This is a genomic window from Hymenobacter sp. H14-R3, assembly GCF_030063445.1.
Taxonomy (GTDB): domain Bacteria; phylum Bacteroidota; class Bacteroidia; order Cytophagales; family Hymenobacteraceae; genus Hymenobacter.
This window is the reverse complement of sequence record NZ_JASITD010000008.1, coordinates 105,698-121,759: the sequence shown is the minus strand read 5'-3', so window position 1 is coordinate 121,759 and position 16,062 is coordinate 105,698. Positions and strand designations below refer to the sequence as shown.

The following is a 16,062-nucleotide window of genomic DNA, read 5'->3' as shown; positions in this document are numbered from 1 at the left end:
CTACGGATTAGCTGAAATACCGGAAATCCTGCCCGTCCTCAATGCGCAGCAGCGTCTCGTAAATGAGGCGCGTCACGCTGTCCACGTCGTCCTTGTGCACGGTTTCGACGGTGGTGTGCATATACTTGAGCGGCAGCGAGATAAGGGCCGAAGCCACGCCCGAGCCCGAGTAGGCAAAGGCGTCGGTATCGGTGCCAGTGGCGCGGGTAGCGGCGGCGCGCTGGAAGGGGATATCCGTTTCCTTGGCGGTCGTAATAATTAAATCGCGCAGGTTATTCTGCACGGCCGGGCCGTAGGTAATTACCGGACCTTTGCCGCAGAAAATATCGCCGCTGGTTTTCTTCTCGTACATCGGCGACTGCGTGTCGTGCGTCACGTCGGTAATAATGGCCACGTCGGGGGCAATGCGGTGGGCCACCATTTCGGCCCCGCGCAGGCCAATTTCCTCTTGCACCGCGTTCACGATGTAAAGGCCGAAGGGTAGCTTTTTGCCGTTCTCCTTCAGCATGCGGGCCACTTCGGCCACCATGAAGCCGCCCACGCGGTTGTCGAGGGCGCGGCCCACGTAGTACTTGTCGTTGAGCACGGTAAACTCGTCCTCAAACGTGACCACGCAGCCCACGTGAATGCCCAGCTCAGCCACCTCATCGGCCGACGAGGCGCCGCAATCCAGAAATATGGTTTCGATGGTGGGCGCTTTGTCCTGCTCCACCTTGCGCACGTGAATGGCCGGCCAGCCAAAAATGCCCTTTACCACGCCTTTTTCGCCGTAGATATTCACCCGCTTGCTGGGTGCTACCAGGGCATCGGAGCCGCCGTTGCGGCGCAGGTACAGGTAGCCTTCCTTGGTGATGTAATTAACGAAATACGAAATCTCATCGGCGTGCGCCTCGATAACAACTTTGTATTTCGCCTCGGGGTTGATTACGCCCACTACGGTGCCGTAGGTATCAACAAAATACTCGTCGATGTAGGGCTTGATATACTCCAGCCACAGTTTCTGGCCTTCTTTCTCAAAGCCGGTGGGGGAGGAGTTGTTGAGGTATTTTTCGAGAAATTCGAACGATTCGGGACGCATAAATAGAAAGTGAGATTTAACGCGAAGTTTCGCGAAGTTGGGCGCGAAGTTTTGCAAAGCCGGCTTTACTATACTTCGCGCTCAACTTTGCGAAACTTCGCGTTAAAAAATTATAGCGGGATATTTCCGTGCTTCTTACGCGGTAAAGTATCTACTTTGTTTTCCAGCATTTTAAAGGCGCGAATTAATTTCTGCCGGGTTTGCGAAGGCAGAATTACCTCATCGACAAAGCCCCGGTGGGCGGCGCGGTAGGGCGTGGCGAATTTGGCCTGGTACTCGTCCACCTTCTCCTGCAATTTGGCCTCCGGGTTTTCGGCCGCCGCGATTTCACGCTTGAAAATGATTTCGGCCGCGCCCTTGGCGCCCATTACCGCGATTTCGGCGGTGGGCCAGGCAAAGTTGAGGTCGGCCCCGATGTGCTTGCTGTTCATCACGTCGTATGCCCCGCCGTAGGCCTTGCGGGTAATCACGGTGATGCGCGGCACGGTGGCTTCGCAAAAAGCGTAGAGCAGTTTTGCCCCGTTGGTGATGATGCCGCGCCACTCCTGGTCGGTGCCGGGCAGAAAGCCGGGCACGTCCTCGAGCACCAGCAGCGGGATATTAAACGAGTCGCAGAAACGTACGAAGCGGGCGGCCTTGGTGCTGGCATTGATGTCGAGCACGCCGGCCAGCACGGCCGGCTGGTTGCCCACAATGCCGATGCTGCGGCCCGCCAGCCGCGCAAAGCCCACCACAATATTCTCGGCAAAGTTCTGGTGCACCTCCATAAACGAGTCCGCATCAATCAGACCCTCAATAACTTCTCGAATGTCGTAGGGCTGGTTGGCGTTGGCCGGAATGAGGGTGTCGAGCGCGGGGCGGCGCTCGTCCTGGTCTGCCTCGTAGGCCACGGCGGGGGCGGTTTCCTCGCAATTTTGGGGCATGTAGCTCAGCAACTGCTTGAGCTGCTGAATAATAACTACCTCGTTGGCCGCCGTGAAGTGCGTTACGCCGCTCTTGGTGCTGTGGGTGCTGGCCCCGCCCAGTTCCTCGCTGGTTACGTTTTCGTGGGTCACGGTTTTCACCACGTTGGGGCCGGTCACGAACATATAGCTCGTGTTTTCGACCATCAAAATGAAGTCCGTAATGGCTGGCGAGTACACCGCGCCGCCCGCGCACGGCCCCATAATGGCCGAAAGCTGCGGCACCACACCGCTGGCCAGTGTATTCTTATAGAAGATGTCGGCGTAGCCACCGAGGCTCACCACGCCCTCCTGAATGCGCGCGCCGCCCGAGTCGTTGAGGCCGATAACGGGCGCGCCGTTCTTCATGGCCAGGTCCATTATTTTGACGATTTTCTCGGCGTGCGTCTCGCTCAGCGAGCCGCCAAACACTGTGAAATCCTGCGAGAAAACGTACACTAGGCGGCCGTGCACGGTGCCGTAGCCCGTTACCACGCCGTCGCCGAGGTAGTATTCTTTATCGAGCCCAAAGTCTTTGGAGCGGTGCATCACAAACTTGCCGATTTCCTCGAACGAGCCCTCATCGAGCAGTAAATCAAGGCGTTCGCGGGCGGTAAGCTTGCCTTTTTTATGCTGGGCGTCGATGCGGGCCTGGCCACCGCCGAGAAGGGCTTCCTGGTTTTTGGCGGCCAGTAACTCGGTGGCAGAGGCGGCGGGATGGGTGGCTACGTGGGGGTCGGCCATTGGGGGAGGGCGGGTGGGTAAGGTAACGGGGGCGTAAAGCCCAAAGATAGGCGGCGGGTAGCGCGGACTTTCAGTCCGCGAGGCAGCGTCAATAAGAAGTAGAATAATTGCCGATGGACGTGCGGACTAAAAGTCCGCGCTACGAGCTGGCAGGTGGCGCATCCAGCGTGCGCCACAAGTACTTGCAGGCCAGCGACCGATAAGGCCGCCAGGGTTCAGCCAATACTACCATGCGCTTTTGCAGGGCGCGGCCGGTTTCTTCCAGCCCATAGAGCTTGCGCATGGCGTTTTGAATGCCCAGGTCGCCTTCGCTGAACACGTCGGGCTGGTCGAGGGCAAACATCTGTAGCATCTGGGCGGTCCAGCGGCCCACGCCTTTGATGGCGGTGAGGTGCGTGGTGAAGGCCTCCGATTCGAGCTGGCTAAGGTGCTCGTAATCAAGTAATCCGCGTTCCTGGTATTCGGCAATGGCCTGGAGGTAGCCGGCCTTTTGGCGCGACAGGCCGGCCTCACGCAACTCGTCCTCGCTCATGCGCAGCACCTCGCGCGGCTCGGGGTAGCCGTCGGGCCGAAACAGCGCCGTGAAGCGCCGCCAGATGGCCGCCGCCGCCTTAGTCGAAATCTGCTGGCTCACAATGGCGCGCAGCAGCGCCAGGTACAGGTCTTCGTGGGCGGCGGGGCGCACCGGGCCGGCCGCGGCGGCAATGGCCCGGGCCAGTACGGGGTCGGCCTGGCGCAGGTGGGCGAGGCCGGCGGCGTGCCAGTGCGGCTCGGGTTCAGGGGGCAAAGAATCAGGCATAAAGCAAGGTTATTCAATGTCACGCTCGTGGGTCGGTACCGCAATAGTTTCCAGCACTTGCCCGGTTTCACTCAGCCGCAGGGCCGTGAGCCGTGAGCCACCAGCCGCCCCCGTATCGAGGTAGATGACGTGGGCCACGGAGTCGGTTTCGGGCTGGCCGCTGTCAGTGGGGGTATGTCCAACTACTTGTAGCTGACCAGTGTTGCGGAGCGGGCCGCGTCGCCACAGTACACCGTCGGTGTCGTTTGGGTCGAGCGGGTCCGCTACATCAGCAAAGCCAGCGTGCGAAAAAAGCACGTAGTCATTTTGCCAATGCAGGGGCCGGGCGGCCAGCCAGGCAGCGTGCGGGGCCAGTAGCTGCCGGTGCGCCTGGTACTGTTGCATTGTGGCCCGGCCGCCCCAGCCCAGCCAGGATTTATACGGCCCATCGGCCCCCAGGTGCTTGGCCATGGCCCAGTCGTGGTTGCCCTTCAGAAACACCGTTTTATCGGGAAAATCCTGGCTGAGCTGGCGGCACAGCTCCACGGTTTGGGGCGAGTAGCGGCCCCGGTCCACGAGGTCGCCGAGCTGCACGAGTATTTCCTCGGCCGGCCGCCAGTGCGTGAGCAGCTCGCGTAAGGTGTGCAGGCAGCCGTGGACGTCGGCAATTACAAAGAAATTCATACGCAATTTTTAACAGCCATTACTGCCAGGAGGTGCCCAAAAAAGCGGTTTAACCAGCTCAAAAGGCTCGATACTAACACCTAATTCGCCAGCTCCGGCAGGGCGGCCACTACGCGGGCCAGCATGGCGTCGTCTACGTCGAGGTGCGTCACGAAGCGTACCCAGCTGCCGCCAAAGCCGCTGGCTTTGATGCCCTGCGCTTCGAGGCGGGCCAGGCAATCGGCCACCGTGAGGCGGCTTTCGTCGAGCCGAAAAATCAGCAGGTTGGTTTCGGGCGCCAGTATTTCGGCCACGTAGGGCAGTGGGCGCAGCGCTTCGGCCAGCGCGGCGGCGCGGCGGTGGTCGTCCGCCAGGCGCGCCACGTTGTTTTCTAAAGCGTATAGCCCGGCCGCGGCCAGGTAGCCCGCCTGCCGCCAGCCGCCGCCCATGAGCTTGCGCAGGCGCTTGCACTGCTGAATAAAATCAGCCGACCCTAACAAAACGGACCCAACCGGCGTGCCGAGGCCCTTGCTCAGGCACACCGAAATAGAATCGAAAAGCCGGCCGTAGTCCTCGCTGCGCTGCCCGGTAGCCACCAGCGCGTTAAAAATGCGCGCCCCATCCAGGTGCAGCGCCAGGCCCTGCTTTTTGGTAAAGGCGGCAATTTCTTCCAGCTCGTTCCAGGCGTAGCAGCTGCCGCCGCCCCGGTTGTGGGTGTTTTCGAGGCACACGAGGCGGGTAGTGGGGTAGTGCACGTTGTTGGCGGGCCGAATGGCCGCCTCAATCTGGCTGGCCGTGAGGCGACCGCGGTCGCCGGGCAGCAGCGCCACCGAGGCGCGGGCGTGGTGCGCAATGCCGCCCACTTCCCACAGGTACACGTGGGCCGTGGCTTCGCAAACGACTTCCGACAGCGGCGGGCAGTGCGCCTGAATGGCAATTTGGTTGGTCATGGTGCCAGAGGGGCAAAAAAGGCCGGCTGCCATGCCGAAGCGGGCGGCCAGGCTTTCTTCGAGCTGGCGCACGGTGGGGTCTTCCTCATATACATCGTCGCCGACGGGCGCGGCGTGCATGGCGGCCAGCATGGCGGGGGTGGGGCGCGTTACGGTGTCGGAGCGCAGGTCAATAATAGAGGCCATGTAAGCAATTGTCAGTTAAGTAGTTGGGCAGAATAAAAGTGCTAGTGCATTATTCGTAATGACCTGTTAATCAGAATAAGAGCCATCAGCCATCAGCTAATAGCTAACAGCCCACCACGTAGCTAATAGCTAACAGCTTGAAATAAGGTTTGGGATTTCAAAAGTAAAGCCTTATTTTTGCACCTCATTTGCCGGAACTCCCCCCAGAACTCTAATTGCCCCGAATATCATGTCTGTTACCCGTCTGAAGCGTAAGCACCGCAAAAACATCGCACGTGCCAACAATGAAGTGCGCAAAATCAAGAACTTGCTGCGCACGCCCGTGCTGAAGAACGTGGACCTGGACGAGCTGAAGTCGCGCTTCGCTGAGTCGACCCCCACTGTGGAGGCCGACGAAAAAAAAAAGCCTAGTGTAAAGCAAGAGGCTGCCGAGCCGAAGGCCGAAGGCTTGCTCGCTAAGGCTGCCGCTGTCGCCACTGCTGCTGCCGATAAGGTAAAGCACCTGGCAGCCGACGCTGCTGATGCCGTAACCCACAACAGCCTCGTGGAAAAAGCAACCGAAGCCGTGCAGGAAGCCGCCCACAACCTGGTTGAAGGTGCCAAGCACGTGCTCGAAACCAAAAGCCCCGAAGAAAACCAGGCTACGGAAGCCAACCAGACCGGCACCGTAGGTTTCGACGCCGCTGAGGCCGTAACCAAGCCGGTAACCGGAGAAGGCCAGGCCGGTGAGCACCCCAAGCCCGAAATCGCGCTGTAAACCAGCCGGTTAAGTAGATTTTCTAAAACCAGAAAGCCCTCAGCTAGTCCAGCTGAGGGCTTTCTGGTTTTAGCAGTAGCCAGCGCGCCAAAGCGCGGCTCACCCGGCGGGCACATCCAGCAGGGCCGTGCGCGGGCCCAGCTCCACGGCCTGCATCTCCACCACCTTGCCCTTGTCAATGCCAAAGCGCAGCAGCGTGCGCACCTTGTGAAAGCCGTGCCGCCCAGCTGCGCCAGGGTTCAGGGCCAGCAGCCCGAGCTTAGAGTCGGGCATGACGCGCAAAATGTGCGAGTGGCCGCACACAAACAGGCCCGGCCGCGCCTGGGCCAGCAGCTGCCGGGCGGCCGGCGCGTAGTGCCCTGGGTAACCCCCAATGTGCGTCATGAGCACCGGCAAGCCCTCCACGCTGAAGGTTTGCACCAGCGGCTCGGTGCAGCGAATATCGGTGCCGTCGATGTTGCCATACACGCCCCGAAAAACCGGGGCCAGGGCCGCCAGCCGCAGTACCAGCTCCGAGGAGCCAAAGTCGCCCGCGTGCCAAATCTCGTCGGCGCCGCGCAGGTGGTGCGCGATGCGGGCATCAAAATAACTGTGGGTATCGGAGAGGAGAGCAATGCGCGTCATAGGTAGCAAAGATGCAGCTTAAGCGCGGCGCGCGCCAAAAAACTGGCTAGCCCGTATCTTGTGGCGCGCTCCACCGTATGGGGCATCCTATTGGTTTGGGCAGTTGCCCAGTTGCGCCGCTTCTTTTTTGACTTACTTCCGATGAACGTCTTCATCAACGATGTGCCGCTGATTATTAAAAAGGTCAGTGACAAGGTGTACAAGCACAAATACGACCTCGTGCTCGGGGCCGATGACGAGTTTACGAGCAAAGACCTCGTGGGCGATGTGCTGGTACGCGACGCTACGGCTGCTTTTCTCGACCGCCTGCTCCGCCTGATGGAGGTGAAAAAGCTGAAGAAGCTGAAAACACTCACCATGATGGCCCGCAAAAAGAAAAATCTTATTCTGCACCTAAAAGACCAGTTTAAGATTGCGAAAGCGGCCGGCGGCCTGGTAGTAAAGGATGGCCAAGTGCTCATGATTTACCGCCTTGGCAAGTGGGACCTGCCCAAGGGCAAGCTCAAGAGCGACGAAGATGTGGCCCTCGGAGCCATTCGGGAGGTCGAGGAAGAGTGCAATATCAAGGTGGTGCTGGGCGAGGAGCTGCCCAGCACGTGGCACTCCTACGCCTACAAAGGCAACAAGATGCTGAAGAAAACCAGCTGGTACGTAATGCAGTGCCTCGACGACTCCGTTATGCGCCCGCAAACCGAAGAATACATCGAAGAAGTGCGCTGGATGTCGCCCCAGGATGCCTTGGCTCGTTTGGAAGAATCCTACGCATCCATTACCTTAGTGGTGCGCCATTACCTGAGTGAAATGGCTGGCAAGCCGGCTAAGGCTACCACCGATTAATGCAAAACAGGCCCTCGTCTCCTACGCTGGTTAACTACCTGGCCGGGCTGCTCCTGGCGGGTAGCAGCTGGCTGATTGGCTGTTCGGGCACCCACGAGTCGGGGCAGGCCATTGCTACGCCCGCGCCGCACTTGGTGAACATTGCGCCAGTTGCCAACGTGCCTGCCCTGCTGGGGGTATCTATTGATGGGCTGTCCAGGCGCCTGGGTCCCGCCCGGTCCCTCCCACCTGGTTTCGCCAACCCCCTGCAAGTGCTGGCGGGTACGCCTGGTTCGGACCGGCAGGATTCCCTGACGTCCTTTCGCACGGGTGGCCTCACCGTATTGGCTAGCTACGATGCGCGCACCCGGCGGGTAAGCGACTTGCTGCTGCTCGGCCACCGCGAGGACAGCCTCATGGCCCAGGGTACCCTCCGGACCAATGCCCGCAATTACCTCGTGATGCCAGTTTTTCGGGCTAATAAGCCGGGCCACCTCATTGGCCTGCGCATTGTGGCAGTGAACTAACGTAGTAAAGCACAATACATTGATTATCAACACGTTGTGAAAAAGCCTCTTTCATTGCCATCAAGGCAATGAAAGAGGCTTTTTCAGTCTGGGTGCTACCGGCGTCGCGGTAGGCTTAGGCTTCTACCGCCACCGTGGGGGCTCCGGCCATTATTTCGGCGCTGGCCGAGTTGGCGTACTTCTCAAAGTTGCGTACGAACTTTTCGGCTAGCTCGGTGGCCGTTTGGTCGTAGGCGGCTTTGTCGGCCCAGGTGTTGCGCGGGTCCAGGATTTCGCTGGGCACGCCCGGTACGGCCCCCGGTACGGCCACGCCAAAAACGGGGTGCTGCTTGAAATTCACCTCGTTGAGCACGCCTGAGAGGGCAGCCGTAATCATGGTGCGGGTGTAGGCGAGCTTCATGCGCGAGCCAGTGCCATAGGCGCCACCCGTCCAGCCCGTGTTGATGAGCCACACGTTGATGTCGGGGTTTTCGTCCATCTTCTGGCCCAGCATCTCGGCGTAGCGGGTGGGGTGCAACGGCAGGAAAACCTGCCCGAAGCACGCCGAAAACGTGGTTTGCGGCTCCGTAATGCCCATTTCGGTACCCGCTACCTTCGCCGTGTAGCCCGACATGAAGTGGTACATGGCGCGGCTCTTATCGAGCCGGCTGATGGGTGGCAGTACCCCAAAGGCATCGGCGGTGAGGAAGAAAATATTCTTCGGCGTGCCGGCCACTGAGGGCTCTATCGCATTGGGGATGTAGTTGATAGGGTAGGCGGTGCGCGTGTTTTCGGTTACGCTCTTGTTGGCGTAGTCCACGGTGTGGGTGCCGGGCACGAAGCGCGTATTCTCCACGATAGACCCAAAGCGAATGGCATCCCAGATTTCGGGCTCCTTCTGCTGACTCAGGTCGATAACCTTGGCGTAGCAGCCGCCCTCAAAGTTGAAGATGTTGCCCTCGGGCGTCCAGCCGTGTTCGTCGTCGCCCACGAGGCCGCGGTTGGGGTCGGTCGAGAGCGTGGTTTTGCCCGTGCCCGAAAGGCCGAAGAAAATGGCAGTGTCGCCGTCCGCGCCCACGTTGGCCGAGCAGTGCATGGGCAGCGTGTGGTGCTGGTGGGGCAGCAGGTAGTTGAGCACGCCAAAGATGCCCTTCTTCATCTCGCCCGCGTAGCCCGTGCCGCCAATCAGAATCAGCTTGCGGGTGAAGTCGATGATGGCGAAGTTCTTCTGGCGGGTGCCGTCTACGGCTGGGTCGGCCTCAAAGCCGGGTGCGCAAATGATGCTGAAATCGGGTGCCCAGGACGTGTCGGCCCCGGCCGCCGGGCGCAGGAACATGTTGTAGCAGAACAAGTTGTGCCACGCCAGCTCATTCACCATGCGCAGCTTAAGCTGGTACTCGGGGTTGGCCCCGGCGTAGCCTTCGCGCACAAATACTTCTTTATCAGCCAGGTAGGCCACCATCTTCTGGTGCAGCTGCTCAAACTTGGCCGGCTCGAAGGGAATGTTGATATCACCCCACCACACACTCTCGGCCGTGCCAGCATCTTTCACCAGGAAGCGGTCCTTGGGCGAGCGGCCCGTGAACTGGCCGGTGTCGGCCATAAGCGCGCCCGTGTCGGTGAGGGTGCCTTCCTGGCGGCGCAAAGCGTGCTCAACCAGCGCGGCGGGCGTGAGATTGAGGTGGGCCCGAGCTGGGGCCTGCGCAAAGCCCAAGGGTGCTAAACGAACGGCGAGAGCTTGTAGGTCAGCCATATAAAGAAGCAAAAAGGAATGAAAAGCGAGTAGAAAAGTAGCTGAAAATCGGGCGGACTGCGGGTGTAGCTAGCCGGTTTTGGCGGTGCCAACAAGCTGCGGGCCCCGCGCAGTACAATGGGCTTTGTGACCTTGCTTGACCATTGCCTGCGCAAGGTACGGATGGAAATTTAATTCTAGCGAAAATTCGCTGGAATATACTATTCGCTGGTGGATAAGTGCTTCCATTTAGTTAGCTGGAAAGCGCGTTAGCCCGGCATTACCCCAAAGTTTTCTTAGCTTTACCCACCCCCAGCCCGTCGCGGCGGGGGGCATTTCCTTTTCTTTTCCCTTTACTCCTTCGTTTACTGCATGCAACCTGCTACCGCCAGCCTGCACCCGCATCCGCCTACGCCGGCCTCGGGCAGCCACCCGCGCGGCCTCTACCTCCTGTTTGCCACCGAAATGTGGGAGCGCTTCAGTTACTACGGCATGCGCGCCGTGCTGGTGCTGTTTCTCATCGACGCAATGCGGATGGACAAGGCCTTCGCATCAAAGTTTTACGGTGGTTACACTAGCCTCATCTACTTAACGCCCCTTATTGGGGCATACATCTCGGACCGGTACTGGGGCAACCGGCGCTCTATCCTCACCGGTGGCTTGCTCATGGCTCTGGGGCAACTCACGCTCTTTGCAGCAGCCAGCAGCTACGGCGGTGTTCAGGACCACCCCCTTAGCCACTGGCTGCTGTACCTGGGCCTGGGGGCTATGATTGTAGGCAACGGGTTTTTCAAACCCAATATTTCCTCGATGGTGGGCTCGCTCTATGCGCCGGGCGACAAGCGCAAGGATGCGGCCTACACCATCTTCTACATGGGTATCAACCTGGGCTCACTCATCGGTAACACCATTACCAGCCTCTTGGGCGATACCGGCCGCTCCCAGGATTTTCGCTGGGCTTTCCTGGCCTGCGGCATTGCCATGACGTTCGGCACACTTGTTTTCAATTGGGGTAAAGGCAAATACCTGCATACCCCGGAGGGCCAGCAGGTAGGCCTCACGCCCACTCATTCTACCACGGTTAAAGGTATTTTTGCCCTTTTGCCGGTGTTGCTGGTGTTGGTACTGGGTATCCTGTACCTCGACTCGGCCAAGTTCCCCACCATTGCCCCGCTGCTGCTCGTTGCGGTGATAGGCATCGCCATTATGATTTTCAGCGACAAGTCGTTGTCAAAAGCGGATATTCAAGGGGTAATCGTCATTTTCGTAGTATCGTTCTTCGTGGTGTTTTTCTGGGCTGCCTTCGAGCAGGCTCCGGCCTCGCTCACCTTCTTCGCCAAAGAGAATATGGACCGCACGCTGTTTGGCATTACCCTGCCACCCAGCATCTTCCAAAACCTGAATGCCTTTTTCGTTATTGCCGGAGCCCCCGTCATGGCCTTGCTTTGGACGGCCCTTGGCCGGCGTGGCAACGAGCCCCCTTCCCCCGTAAAAATGGCTATTGGCTTGGTGCTACTAGCCTTGGGCTATCTGGTTATGTGCTTCGGAGTGAAGGACTTGCAGCCGGGTGTTAAGGTCAGCATGTTCTTCTTGGTAGCACTTTATTTCTTTCACTCCATTGGCGAGCTCTGCCTGTCGCCCATTGGCTTGTCGTTGGTTAATAAGCTTGCCCCGGTCAAGTTCGCCTCGCTGCTAATGGGCGTGTGGTTTTTGGCCAATGCCGCTGCCAACTACCTGGCGGGCTACATGAGCAGCCTCTATCCCGACCCCCAGTCGAAAGCTCCGGCCCCGGTGTTGTTCGGCTACCAAATCAGCAACCTTTACGACTTCTTCATGGTCTTCGTCGTGTCGGCCTCAGTAGCCGCCGCTATCTTACTCGTTATCAGCCCAAAACTGGTAAATATCATGAAGGCCCGCGAAGCCGAAGCCGTCGTCTAACGCCAGCCATCACCCCACAAAAAAGCCCCGTAGCGCAACGCGCTGCGGGGCTTTTCTTAATTATTCAATCCAACCAAACCTAAACAAAAGTCGCTAATCAGCCGTGTGAGCGGCGTATCTGCGAAATCAGTTAAATCCGTTTGAATCTGCGGTCTACATCATGCCGCCCATGCCACCCATACCGCCCATGCCACCATCACCGTGGCCGGCACCGCCGTCCTTAGGCTCAGGCTCATCCGAAATAACGGCTTCGGTCGTCAGCAGCAAGCCAGCGATAGAAGCAGCGTTCTCCAGGGCCAAACGGGTTACTTTGGTCGGGTCGATGATACCAGCGGCCGTCAGGTTCTCGTAGCGGTCCTCGCGGGCGTTGTAGCCAAAGTCGCCTTTGCCATCGCGCACCTTCTGCACTACTACCGAGCCTTCGCCACCAGCGTTCTGCACGATGGTGCGCAGGGGAGCCTCCAAGGCCGTACGGATGATGTTCACACCGGTCCGCTCGTCGCCGTTTAGGGTAGTAACAGCATCGAGAGCTTCAATAGCGCGCACCAGGGCTACGCCACCGCCGGGTACCACGCCTTCCTCAACGGCGGCGCGGGTAGCGTGCAGGGCATCGTCAACGCGGTCTTTTTTCTCCTTCATTTCTACCTCGGTGCTGGCACCAATGTAGAGGATGGCTACGCCACCGCTCAGCTTAGCCAAGCGCTCCTGTAGCTTCTCCTTGTCGTAGTCGGAGGTAGTGGTTTCCATCTGCGCCTTAATCTGGTTAATGCGCGAGGTAATGTCCTCTTTCTGGCCCTTGCCATTGACAATCGTGGTGTTGTCTTTGTCAATGATGATTTTCTCAGCCGTGCCGAGGTAATCCAAGGTAGCGTTCTCCAACTTGTAGCCGCGCTCTTCCGAAATCACCGTACCGCCCGTGAGGGTGGCAATGTCTTCCAGCATGGCCTTGCGACGGTCGCCGAAGCCAGGAGCCTTTACAGCCGCAATTTTCAGCGAGCCGCGCAGCTTGTTTACTACCAGGGTAGCAAGTGCCTCGCCATCAACATCTTCCGAGATAATAAGTAGGGGCTTGCCAGTCTGAAGCACTTGCTCCAACACGGGCAGCAGCTCCTTCATGGTGCTTACTTTCTTGTCGTAGATGAGGATATAAGGGTTCTCGAACTCCGTCTCCATCTTCTCGGGGTTGGTCACGAAGTAGGGCGACAGGTAGCCGCGGTCAAACTGCATGCCTTCTACCGTTTTCACTTCGGTTTCGGTGCCACGAGCTTCTTCCACCGTGATAACACCTTCTTTACCAACTTTATCCATGGCATCGGCAATCATTTTTCCGATTTCCGCGTCGTTGTTGGCCGAGATGGTGCCAACCTGCGCAATCTCCGCGCTGTTGGCAATCGGCTTCGACTGGGCCTTCAGGTTGGCCACCACGGCGATTACCGCCTTGTCGATGCCGCGCTTCAAATCCATCGGGTTAGCGCCAGCGGCTACGTTCTTCGAGCCAGCGGTGTAGATGGCCTGGGCCAATACCGTAGCCGTAGTAGTGCCGTCGCCAGCCTGGTCGGCTGTTTTCGAAGCTACTTCTTTCACTAGCTGAGCACCCATGTTCTCGATGGGGTCGCGCAGCTCGATTTCTTTGGCAACCGTTACGCCGTCCTTCGTGATAGAAGGAGCACCGAACTTCTTGTCAATGATGACGTTACGGCCTTTAGGTCCGAGGGTTACTTTAACGGCATTCGCCAGTTTATCCACGCCGCGCTTCAAGCGGTCGCGGCCTTCGGTATCAAATTGAATGTTCTTAGCCATTGTGGTGGGCAAGTTATAATAGTAGGAAGATGGGGCGCCGGGAGGGCGGTAGGCTAAAGAACGGCCAGAATGTCTTTCTCCTGCATGATGAGGTAGTCCTCGCCGTCCAGGGTGATTTCGGTGCCAGTCCACTTGCCGTACAACACTTGGTCGCCGGTCTTTACCTGGGGTTTGATGAGGCTGCCGCTATCAGCGGTGCGGCCTTCGCCTACGGCTACTACTTCGCCACGCTGGGGCTTCTCCTTGGCAGTGTCGGGGATGATAATGCCAGACTTGGTGGTGGCTTCGGCGGCGGCGGCTTTGATGACCACGCGGTCGGCCAGCGGTTTAATGCTCAGTGCCATTGGTTGAAATGGGAAAATGGATGTTTTGGGTAATACGAAGTAAGGAACTCCTGCCGCGGCGATGGACACGAAATGTGCCAACCCCCTAAACCTGACAGAATGTGCGCCCGCACTAGCCGGATTGGCAGACGAGGTTACTGGTCGCTGTCGAATAAGGGCAGGCTAGCTACAAAGCAAAAAAGCCAGTGGCCCCGCTCAAAGAGGAGGCAACTGGCTTTAGATCTAGCTTGAACGGACGCTAAATTACTTGGCAGGCTGGGGAGCCGGAGCTGGCACAGCAGAAGGCTGCGTAGCCGGGGCAGCCGGGGCCGTGCTGGCACCAGCTTTCTGCGCGGCTTGCTGGTTGACGCTGCGCACGGGGCCGTTGCTGCCGCCGCCAATCATGTGGGTAGCTAGGGTCAAAACAATGACACCCACGGCAAGGCCCCAGGTGAGCTTTTCGAGCAGGTCGCCGGTGCGCTTTACGCCCATGAGGTTGGCAGCGCCACCCGCGCCAAACTGGCTGCTGAGGCCGCCCCCCTTGGGGTTTTGGGCGAGCACAACAATGGCCAGGAAGAAACAAACAACCAGGATGATGGCAACTAAGGCGATGTACATGTAAAAAAGTAAAAGCTACGCCGACGGGCGCAAAGATTCAATTTGGGCTGCAAAGTACGCCATTTTTTCTGGGTGTTTCACCATAAGACGCTCATAAACTGCGATGGCGCGGTCAGTTTTGCCCTGGCGGACCAATATTTTGGCCAGGCTCTCGGAGGCCAAGTCGGATTCGGCGCGGGTACTGCGTACCGAAAGGTCGGCCTGGGCCTCGGGCTCGGGGGCGGTAAGTGAGGGTGGCTGGCGGCGGCGGGTAGTGGCCGGGGCGCGTTGCAAAAAACTGTCAATCAGACTGATAGTGTTGGGCTTGGGCTCACTGGCTCGCTGGTGCGTGGCTAGGTGGGCCAGCAATAGTGCATCGGGCGCAAAAAACTCGCCGGCCGGGGGCAGGCTGGTGCCGGGCAGCAGCTCGGCACCAGCGGTGGCTACCAGGCAAAAACCCAGGCGGCTACCTTCTTCGGGCGCGTAGCTCACCTCCTTTAGCCCCCGAAAAACGGGCAACTGGGGGGTAACGGGCGCGGCCGTCTTATCAGTAGGCGCAATAATTTCCGCCAGTTCCGGCAGGCGGTAGGCCGTGATTTCGGCGGGTTCCTGCTCGGCCAGGCCAAACTCGAAGCGGGCCGCCGCCGCCCCGGCCGGCGGCCGGATCGGCGGGGCCTGCACGGGCAGCTCTTCTTCTGGCTCTGGCGCTTCTTTGGCCGCCGCAACTTTCTCGGCGGGCACTTCGGCCGCGAGCAGTGGAGGCAGCTCGGGCTGCTCGGCTGCGGTAGGCAACTCGGCCTCTGGGAGAGAAGTTGACGCGGGCAACTCGGTTGCAGTGGCTACTTCGGGCTGGGGCTCGGGCAAAGAATCGGGCTCGGGCAGCGCAGTGGCGGCTGGTAGCTCAACCTGATGACCGGTTACTGACTCGGATAGCTCGGCTGCGGTAAGTAGCTCAGCCTCAAGAGCAGCAACGGGTTCGGTTAGCTTGGGTGCGGCTGGTGATTCAACCTCAAGGGCAGCAACGGGCCCGGGCAGCTCCGTTGCAGCTGAAGCCTCGGCCTCGGGAAGAACGGCGGTGGGCTCTACCTGGCCCATAACCTGGCCGGGTTTGTCTTCTAGAGGAGCTACTGTTTGCCGCTCAGCTTTATATGTCTCAGCTAATGCAGCGGGCCCTACTTCATCGGCTACGAAAGCCGGCGTGGGGAAGGGAGCCGGAACCGCCACGTTGGTCTCGGCGGCTACCAGTGCAACGGGCGCGGCAGCCAGCACAGGCAGCTCGATGAGCTGGCGCAGCTGCGACCGGTCGGCGGCGTAGGTGGCGGCGCGGCGCAGGCGCTGGCCGGCCAGCATGGAGCCCTGGTCGTGGGCCGCTTTGGCCAGCAGCAAGTGGGCGGTTTGGCAGTAGGGGAAGGCCTCGGCCAGCTGCTCCAGCGCGCGCACGTCGGCCCCATTGAGGGCCGTGGGGTGGGCTAAGAGTTGCAGGAGGGTGGCACGCGTCACGGTGGGGCGGTAGGAGGTAAGCGGGAAGAAGTAGGAGCCGGGCAAGTTACACAGGATAGCGAAAGCGCCGAAAGGCAAGCTAACCAGCAAAAAGCCGGCGCACGCTGAGTAAGGTGTAAATCAGGCGTT

15 protein-coding genes are annotated in these 16,062 nt (G+C 59.4%); 4 read left to right on the top strand and 11 right to left on the bottom strand.

Annotated elements, in window-relative coordinates; genetic code table 11:
- Window positions 1-7: 7 nt before the first annotated feature.
- The 5 genes from QMK33_RS09705 to QMK33_RS09685 all read right to left on the bottom strand — a co-directional run bounded on the left by QMK33_RS09705 (window position 8) and on the right by QMK33_RS09685 (window position 5,340).
- Window positions 8-1,078 (bottom strand): M42 family metallopeptidase, encoded by a 1,071-nt coding sequence (locus QMK33_RS09705; protein ID WP_283564381.1) that lies wholly within the window; start codon window positions 1,076-1,078, stop codon window positions 8-10.
- 110 nt (window positions 1,079-1,188) lie between these two features.
- Window positions 1,189-2,763: an acyl-CoA carboxylase subunit beta gene (locus tag QMK33_RS09700; protein WP_283564380.1), complete on the bottom strand. Its 1,575-nt coding sequence runs from the start codon at window positions 2,761-2,763 to the stop codon at window positions 1,189-1,191.
- 139 nt (window positions 2,764-2,902) lie between these two features.
- A complete protein-coding gene (locus QMK33_RS09695; protein ID WP_283564379.1) occupies window positions 2,903-3,562 on the bottom strand; it encodes a DNA-3-methyladenine glycosylase family protein in 660 nt (219 codons plus the stop codon).
- A 9-nt stretch (window positions 3,563-3,571) separates the two neighbouring features.
- A complete protein-coding gene (locus QMK33_RS09690) occupies window positions 3,572-4,225 on the bottom strand; it encodes a metallophosphoesterase (RefSeq protein WP_283564378.1) in 654 nt (217 codons plus the stop codon).
- Between the two features lie 80 nt (window positions 4,226-4,305).
- On the bottom strand, window positions 4,306-5,340 hold the full coding sequence (locus tag QMK33_RS09685) for a threonine aldolase family protein (protein ID WP_283564377.1): 1,035 nt from the start codon (window positions 5,338-5,340) through the stop codon (window positions 4,306-4,308).
- A 229-nt stretch (window positions 5,341-5,569) separates the two neighbouring features.
- On the opposite strand from QMK33_RS09685, the gene QMK33_RS09680 reads away from it, so the two are divergent.
- Window positions 5,570-6,097, top strand: a complete 528-nt coding sequence (locus QMK33_RS09680; RefSeq protein WP_283564444.1) for a hypothetical protein — start codon at window positions 5,570-5,572, stop codon at window positions 6,095-6,097.
- Between the two features lie 99 nt (window positions 6,098-6,196).
- Here the strand turns inward: QMK33_RS09680 and QMK33_RS09675 are convergent, their stop codons facing one another.
- Window positions 6,197-6,721 carry a metallophosphoesterase family protein gene (locus QMK33_RS09675; RefSeq protein WP_283564376.1) on the bottom strand — a complete coding sequence of 175 codons (525 nt, stop codon included), beginning with the start codon at window positions 6,719-6,721 and terminating at the stop codon, window positions 6,197-6,199.
- A gap of 141 nt (window positions 6,722-6,862) precedes the next feature.
- Between QMK33_RS09675 and QMK33_RS09670 the strand changes: the two genes are divergently transcribed.
- Window positions 6,863-7,558 carry an NUDIX hydrolase gene (locus QMK33_RS09670; RefSeq protein WP_283564375.1) on the top strand — a complete coding sequence of 232 codons (696 nt, stop codon included), beginning with the start codon at window positions 6,863-6,865 and terminating at the stop codon, window positions 7,556-7,558.
- Window positions 7,558-8,064 carry a hypothetical protein gene (locus QMK33_RS09665; RefSeq protein WP_283564374.1) on the top strand — a complete coding sequence of 169 codons (507 nt, stop codon included), beginning with the start codon at window positions 7,558-7,560 and terminating at the stop codon, window positions 8,062-8,064. The genes QMK33_RS09670 and QMK33_RS09665 overlap by 1 nt, the downstream gene beginning before the upstream one ends.
- A 115-nt stretch (window positions 8,065-8,179) precedes the next feature.
- Here QMK33_RS09665 and pckA read toward each other — a convergent pair whose 3' ends face one another.
- Window positions 8,180-9,796 carry a phosphoenolpyruvate carboxykinase (ATP) gene (gene pckA, locus QMK33_RS09660; protein WP_283564373.1) on the bottom strand — a complete coding sequence of 539 codons (1,617 nt, stop codon included), beginning with the start codon at window positions 9,794-9,796 and terminating at the stop codon, window positions 8,180-8,182.
- Between the two features lie 351 nt (window positions 9,797-10,147).
- On the opposite strand from pckA, the gene QMK33_RS09655 reads away from it, so the two are divergent.
- Entirely contained in the window at window positions 10,148-11,713 is a 1,566-nt protein-coding gene (locus QMK33_RS09655; RefSeq protein ID WP_283564372.1) for a peptide MFS transporter, read from the top strand.
- Between the two features lie 153 nt (window positions 11,714-11,866).
- Here QMK33_RS09655 and groL read toward each other — a convergent pair whose 3' ends face one another.
- From groL to QMK33_RS09635, 4 genes are all read right to left on the bottom strand, one after another.
- Complete coding sequence (gene groL / locus QMK33_RS09650) at window positions 11,867-13,513, bottom strand: chaperonin GroEL (protein WP_283564371.1); 1,647 nt, start codon at window positions 13,511-13,513, stop codon at window positions 11,867-11,869.
- A gap of 53 nt (window positions 13,514-13,566) precedes the next feature.
- Complete coding sequence (gene groES, locus QMK33_RS09645; RefSeq protein WP_197487401.1) at window positions 13,567-13,857, bottom strand: co-chaperone GroES; 291 nt, start codon at window positions 13,855-13,857, stop codon at window positions 13,567-13,569.
- Window positions 13,858-14,100: 243 nt separating this feature from the next.
- Window positions 14,101-14,454, bottom strand: coding sequence for a preprotein translocase subunit SecG (gene secG / locus QMK33_RS09640; RefSeq protein WP_283564370.1), 354 nt, complete (start codon window positions 14,452-14,454; stop codon window positions 14,101-14,103).
- A 15-nt stretch (window positions 14,455-14,469) separates the two neighbouring features.
- Entirely contained in the window at window positions 14,470-15,978 is a 1,509-nt protein-coding gene (locus tag QMK33_RS09635) for a DUF8458 domain-containing protein (protein ID WP_283564369.1), read from the bottom strand.
- Window positions 15,979-16,062: the final 84 nt, after the last annotated feature.

Coding starts and splice junctions, on each gene's coding strand:
- QMK33_RS09705 (WP_283564381.1), bottom strand. CDS start 1,078: ATGCGTCCCGAATCGTTCGAATTTCTCGAAAAATACCTCAACAACTCC.
- QMK33_RS09700 (WP_283564380.1), bottom strand. CDS start 2,763: ATGGCCGACCCCCACGTAGCCACCCATCCCGCCGCCTCTGCCACCGAG.
- QMK33_RS09695 (WP_283564379.1), bottom strand. CDS start 3,562: ATGCCTGATTCTTTGCCCCCTGAACCCGAGCCGCACTGGCACGCCGCC.
- QMK33_RS09690 (WP_283564378.1), bottom strand. CDS start 4,225: ATGAATTTCTTTGTAATTGCCGACGTCCACGGCTGCCTGCACACCTTA.
- QMK33_RS09685 (WP_283564377.1), bottom strand. CDS start 5,340: ATGGCCTCTATTATTGACCTGCGCTCCGACACCGTAACGCGCCCCACC.
- QMK33_RS09680 (WP_283564444.1), top strand. CDS start 5,570: ATGTCTGTTACCCGTCTGAAGCGTAAGCACCGCAAAAACATCGCACGT.
- QMK33_RS09675 (WP_283564376.1), bottom strand. CDS start 6,721: ATGACGCGCATTGCTCTCCTCTCCGATACCCACAGTTATTTTGATGCC.
- QMK33_RS09670 (WP_283564375.1), top strand. CDS start 6,863: ATGAACGTCTTCATCAACGATGTGCCGCTGATTATTAAAAAGGTCAGT.
- QMK33_RS09665 (WP_283564374.1), top strand. CDS start 7,558: ATGCAAAACAGGCCCTCGTCTCCTACGCTGGTTAACTACCTGGCCGGG.
- pckA (WP_283564373.1), bottom strand. CDS start 9,796: ATGGCTGACCTACAAGCTCTCGCCGTTCGTTTAGCACCCTTGGGCTTT.
- QMK33_RS09655 (WP_283564372.1), top strand. CDS start 10,148: ATGCAACCTGCTACCGCCAGCCTGCACCCGCATCCGCCTACGCCGGCC.
- groL (WP_283564371.1), bottom strand. CDS start 13,513: ATGGCTAAGAACATTCAATTTGATACCGAAGGCCGCGACCGCTTGAAG.
- groES (WP_197487401.1), bottom strand. CDS start 13,857: ATGGCACTGAGCATTAAACCGCTGGCCGACCGCGTGGTCATCAAAGCC.
- secG (WP_283564370.1), bottom strand. CDS start 14,454: ATGTACATCGCCTTAGTTGCCATCATCCTGGTTGTTTGTTTCTTCCTG.